The organism is Microbacterium sp. Leaf351, assembly GCF_001423825.1.
GTDB lineage: Bacteria > Actinomycetota > Actinomycetes > Actinomycetales > Microbacteriaceae > Microbacterium > Microbacterium ginsengisoli.
Window position 1 is genome coordinate 200,013 of record NZ_LMPK01000015.1, and the last position, 4,642, is coordinate 204,654.

Here is a 4,642-nt window from a genome sequence, read left to right on the forward strand (position 1 = left end):
ACGCCCCGCCGACGCCGACCGCGATCAGCACTCCCACCAACGCGATGTGGAAGAGGAGGTTGCCCGTCTCGCGCAGATAGCCGCGCTCGGCCGACACGGAGTACGAGCCGCGGCCGTCGTAGCGGTGCACCCGGTAGCGGGCGCCACGCAGCATCCGCTCTGCGGCGTCGATCGCGTCCGCCGCGGCGGTCGTCGCATCGACGCCGTCGGCGAGCGTGAGGGTGGCGGCGCGGTGGTCGTCGAGGCGGGAGAGCCGAGCCGGCGTGCGCGGGGGGAGCGCCCGCATGGCCTTCCAGTGGTGCTTCAGACGCGGGATCACGCAGCCGATCAGCGAGATGAACAGCAGCAGGTAGATCGCCGAGAACCACGCCGACGAGTAGACGTCGAACAGCTGCAGCTTGTCGAGGATCGGGAACAGATCGGGGTGGTCGGTCTGGTACTGCGTGACGCCGTTCGGGTCCGCCGTGCGCTGCGGCACGATCGATCCGGGCACCGCGGCGATCGCCAGCAGCAGCAGCAGGATCAGGGCCGTGCGCATGCTCGTGAGCTGACGCCACGCCCACCGCGCCCAGCCGAGCGGACCGAGTCGCGGCGAAGTGACGGCGGATGCGGCATCCTTCTCGTCGACGGAGCCGACGGCATCGGCCTCGTCGGCGCCGTCGATGTGGTCGGACGGACGCAACGGGTCGGCGTCGCGACCGGACTCAGAGCGGGAGCGGGACACTCGAGAACACCCCCTGGAGGTGGGACATGAGGTCGGTCCACAGACCCGTGACCATGGCGAGGCCGACGAGGATGAGGAGCACGCCTCCGATGATGTTGACGACGCGGATGTGGCGGCGGATGAACGCGACGGCGCCGGCCGCCCAGCCGAAGCCGAGGGCGATGAGCAGGAACGGGATGCCGAGCCCGAGCGAGTAGGCGAGGCCGAGCACGGCCCCCCGCCCCGCGGAGGCCTGCGTGAACGACATGCCGAGGATGATCGCGAGGGTCGGGCCGATGCAGGGCGCCCAGCCGATGCCGAGGGCCAGCCCCAGCAGCGGCGCCCCGATGAGGCCGAGGTTGCCGCGCACCACCGGCTTCAACGTGCGCTGCGCGAACCCGAACATCCCGATGAACACGAGGCCGAGCAGGATGATCGCGACTCCCAGCACCCGCGTGATGATCGCGTTGTACGAGATGAGGAACGCGCCGAACGTGCCGCCGAGGACGTTCATCGCCATGAAGATCACGGTGAACCCGGCGATGAAGAGCACGACACCCAGCACGAGGCGTCCGCGCGTGGCCTGCCCGCCACCGCGGCGCGGAGCGACGGCGCCGCCGATGAATCCGAGATAGCCCGGCACCAGCGGCAGCACGCACGGCGAGAGGAAGGAGACGAGCCCTGCCAGCATCGCGATCGGGATCGCGAGCCAGAGGGCGCCGCCGGCGACGATGTCGCTCATGCGTGCCCCCGGGTCCGGCGGGCGCGGGTCACGACGTCTGCCCCGCCGTGGTGATCAACGAGGTGAGGATCGAGGCGTCCGAGAGCTGACTCACGATGCGCGAGGACACGCGACCCTGCTTGTCGAGAACGACCGTGACCGGCACGGCACTCAGCGGCACGTACTTCGCGAACGACATCTTGATGTCGCCGTTGTTGATCGCGATCACGCTCGGGTAACTCACCCCGTAGGTCTGCGCGAACGAGCGCGACGTCTCGGCCTGGTCGTAGATGTTGACGCCGAGGAACTCGACGTCCTGCCCCTTCACGTCGGTGAACGCCTTCTCGAGCACGGGCGCCTCGGCGCGGCACGGGCCGCACGCGGCGTACCAGAAGTTCACGACGACGACCTTGCCGAGGTACTGGCTGCTCGTGACGTCGGTGCCCTGATCGGTCGTTCCCGAGAAGGTCACCGCGTCGCCGCGCTGGTCGGCGGGGATCTCCTGCACCTGGAAGTCGCCCGAGATGAAGCCCTTGTTGTCGCCGGCGCGGTACTGCGCAGCGAGCGAATCGTTGCTGCAGCCGGCCAGCACGAGGGCTGCGGCCGCGACGACGGCGGCGGCGATGACGCGGATGCCGCGGCGGTTGGGTCTGGTCATCGTCACACTGCTCCCACATCCACGGCGCCCGACAGCGACGCCGGCTCGACGTAATCGATCTCGACCCAGCGCTCGCCCCGTCGCTCGAAGCTGGTCACGCTGGAGAGCCCGCAGCGGCGCGACCGGGGGTCGTGCCGGAACGGGAGGCCCGCGACGGCGAGGTGCGTCACCCAGATCGGAAGCTGGTGCGAGACGACGACCACGTCGCCGGCGGCGGTCAGGTTCCACGCCTCGGTCATCGCGTCATCCATGCGCGCGGCGACCTGGGCGTAGGGCTCGCCCCAGCTCGGCACCGAGGGTCGCAGGAGATGGCGCCAGTTCAGCGGGTTGCGCAGGGCGCGCGACATCCGCCGGCCCTCGAACACGTTCGTCGGCTCGATCACGCGCTCATCGACGCGCGGCTCGATGCCGAACAGCTCGGTGAACGGCTCGGCCGACTCCCGGGTGCGCTGCAGCGGCGAGCACACGAGCGCCCCGACCGGGCGCCCCAGCCCGTGCACGTATTCGGCGGCGCGGCGGGCCATGACCCGACCGTCGACGCTCAGCCGGAAATTCGGCAGACGTCCGTACAGGACGTGATCGGGGTTATGGACCTCACCGTGGCGCACGAGATGCAGTCGGTCGGCGGACACCCGCACAGTTTACGGGCGCTGCTTCTGTGTCTGGCCTGAGCGGCGGGCGCTCAGGCCTCGTCGACCGACCCGCGTCGGGTGCGCAGCAGCTGGCGCACCCGCACCCACCCGAACCAGGCGACCCCGATCACGACGGCGGCGATCACGACGTACTGCAGGATGTCGGCGTACTGCTCGATGACCGGCCACGACTCGCCGAGGAAGAATCCGGCGAGAACGAACGCGGTGTTCCAGATCGCGCTGCCCGCGGTCGTGAGCAGCGTGAACCGCCACAACGGCATGCGGGTGACACCGGCCGGGATGGAGATGAGGCTGCGGAAGATCGGGATCATCCGCCCGAAGAACACCGCCTTCGCCCCGTGGCGACCGAACCACTCCACGGTGCGGTCGACGTCCTCGACGTGCAGCAGCGGCACCTTCGCCGCGACGCGGCGGAGCCGATCCAGCCCGAGCCATGCTCCGATGCCGTAGAGGATGAGCGCACCGACGACCGAACCGAGCGTCGTCCAGACGAGCGCCTCGACGAGCGTGAACATGCCGCGGTTGGCGGCGAACCCCGCGAGCGGAAGGATCGCCTCGCTCGGCAGCGGCGGGAAGAGGTTCTCGAGCGCGATCGCGATGCCCGCACCGACCGGGCCGATGACGTCCATGAGTGAGACGACCCACTCGACGAGGGCGCCGAGCCACGAGTCATCCGGTTCATCGGATGCCGCGGCCCGCAGTGTCGCGGCGGGACGGAAGGGGGGAGCGGCCAGGGCGGCGTCGGTCATCGGACATCCTCGGGGTCGGCAGTGTCGGCCATGCGGAACGGTGATCGGCGCGCCGCGAGGCGCACTCGTCCGACCCTATGAAGCCGACATCCCAAAGGGCTGGGAGCCCCTGCGGCGCGGTCAGCGCAGGTTCGCCGACCCGAACACGATCGCCGCGCCGCCACACCACGCGAGCGCCATCAGCACGAGCGCGACGAGCGGAACCCAGAACGCCAGCCGCCGCCGCACGAGCAGCACGATCGCGACCACGCCCGCCACGACCAGCACGGCCCACGGTGCGATCATCGCGACGAAGAAACCGACGGTGCCGAGGCCGTCATTGCAGGTGTCGCTCGAGCACGCGTCGAACGCGAACACGAGGAACACCGCCATGTATGAGGCGATGAGCGCCGGCACGATCAGCAAGACCAGCAGCACGATCGTCAGCACCAGGTCCCAGGTGCGGCGCACCCCCGGCGCGGTCACCGCGACCGGGGCGGGCGGCAGCGGCGACCCGACGGGCGGTTGCGGAGGCCCCGCGGGCGGCACCGGCGGCTGGCTCATGCCGTCATGCTAGAGGCGGGCCGCACGTAGACTGAAGGTTTGTGAGCGAACGCGTCCTCGTCAAGCAGCTGAAGTCCCTCCCCGAAGGACCGGTCCGGGNCTGGGTCGAGACGGTGCGCGATCAGAAGAAGGTGCAGTTCGTCATCCTGCGCGATGAGACCGGCGCCGTGCAGCTGGTGAACCCCGCAACCCGCGAGGTGACCGACGATGCGGATGCCGCGGCATCCGTCGCCCTCGCCCTCACCGAGGAGATCTCGGCGCTCGCGAGCGGCACGTTCCTCACGGTCACGGGAGAGCTGAAGCACGACGAGCGGGTGAAGCTCGGCGGCGTCGAGATCAAGATCGCGACGCTCGAGGTCGCGGCGGCGGCCAACCCCGAGACCCCGATCGCCGCCGACAGCGGCCTCGACAAGCGCATGGACTGGCGCTTCCTCGACCTGCGCCAGGCCCGCAACAACCTCATCTTCCGCGTGCAGACGACCTTCGAGCATGCACTGCGCACCTACTGGGTGGAGCGCGACTACATCGAGATCCACTCCCCCAAGCTCATGGCGAGCCCGTCGGAGTCGAACGCGGAGCTCTTCTCCCTCGACTACTTCGAGGACAAGACCGCCT

General features: G+C 69.9%; 6 protein-coding genes and 1 pseudogene. 1 reads left to right on the forward strand and 6 read right to left on the reverse strand.

Translation table 11 applies throughout. The annotated features are described in order from the left end of the window. From ASG00_RS17470 to ASG00_RS06655, 6 genes are all read right to left on the reverse strand, one after another. Nucleotides 1-724, reverse strand: a 724-nt coding sequence (locus ASG00_RS17470) for a cytochrome c biogenesis protein ResB (RefSeq protein WP_235559351.1), incomplete at its 3' end; no start/stop codon positions are given. Continuing rightward, the gene (locus ASG00_RS06635) at nt 705-1,445 is read right to left on the reverse strand and encodes a cytochrome c biogenesis CcdA family protein (RefSeq protein ID WP_056207738.1); all 741 of its coding nucleotides are present in this window, start codon (nt 1,443-1,445) and stop codon (nt 705-707) included. The genes ASG00_RS06635 and ASG00_RS17470, both read right to left, overlap by 20 nt. A gap of 28 nt (nt 1,446-1,473) precedes the next feature. Then, nucleotides 1,474-2,082 (reverse strand): TlpA family protein disulfide reductase, encoded by a 609-nt coding sequence (locus tag ASG00_RS06640; protein ID WP_045247745.1) that lies wholly within the window; start codon nt 2,080-2,082, stop codon nt 1,474-1,476. A gap of 2 nt (nt 2,083-2,084) precedes the next feature. After that, complete coding sequence (locus tag ASG00_RS06645) at nt 2,085-2,714, reverse strand: histidine phosphatase family protein (RefSeq protein WP_056207741.1); 630 nt, start codon at nt 2,712-2,714, stop codon at nt 2,085-2,087. Between the two features lie 50 nt (nt 2,715-2,764). Further along, entirely contained in the window at nt 2,765-3,484 is a 720-nt protein-coding gene (locus ASG00_RS06650) for a DedA family protein (RefSeq protein WP_056207743.1), read from the reverse strand. Nucleotides 3,485-3,604: 120 nt separating this feature from the next. Further along, nucleotides 3,605-4,027 carry a DUF6264 family protein gene (locus ASG00_RS06655; protein WP_156454786.1) on the reverse strand — a complete coding sequence of 141 codons (423 nt, stop codon included), beginning with the start codon at nt 4,025-4,027 and terminating at the stop codon, nt 3,605-3,607. A gap of 100 nt (nt 4,028-4,127) precedes the next feature. Between ASG00_RS06655 and ASG00_RS17475 the strand changes: the two are divergent. Beyond that, nucleotides 4,128-4,642 (forward strand): annotated as a pseudogene (locus ASG00_RS17475) (amino acid--tRNA ligase-related protein); the annotation flags it as partial.

Coding starts and splice junctions, on each gene's coding strand:
- ASG00_RS06650 (WP_056207743.1), bottom strand. CDS start 3,484: ATGACCGACGCCGCCCTGGCCGCTCCCCCCTTCCGTCCCGCCGCGACA.
- ASG00_RS06635 (WP_056207738.1), bottom strand. CDS start 1,445: ATGAGCGACATCGTCGCCGGCGGCGCCCTCTGGCTCGCGATCCCGATC.
- ASG00_RS06640 (WP_045247745.1), bottom strand. CDS start 2,082: ATGACCAGACCCAACCGCCGCGGCATCCGCGTCATCGCCGCCGCCGTC.
- ASG00_RS06655 (WP_156454786.1), bottom strand. CDS start 4,027: ATGAGCCAGCCGCCGGTGCCGCCCGCGGGGCCTCCGCAACCGCCCGTC.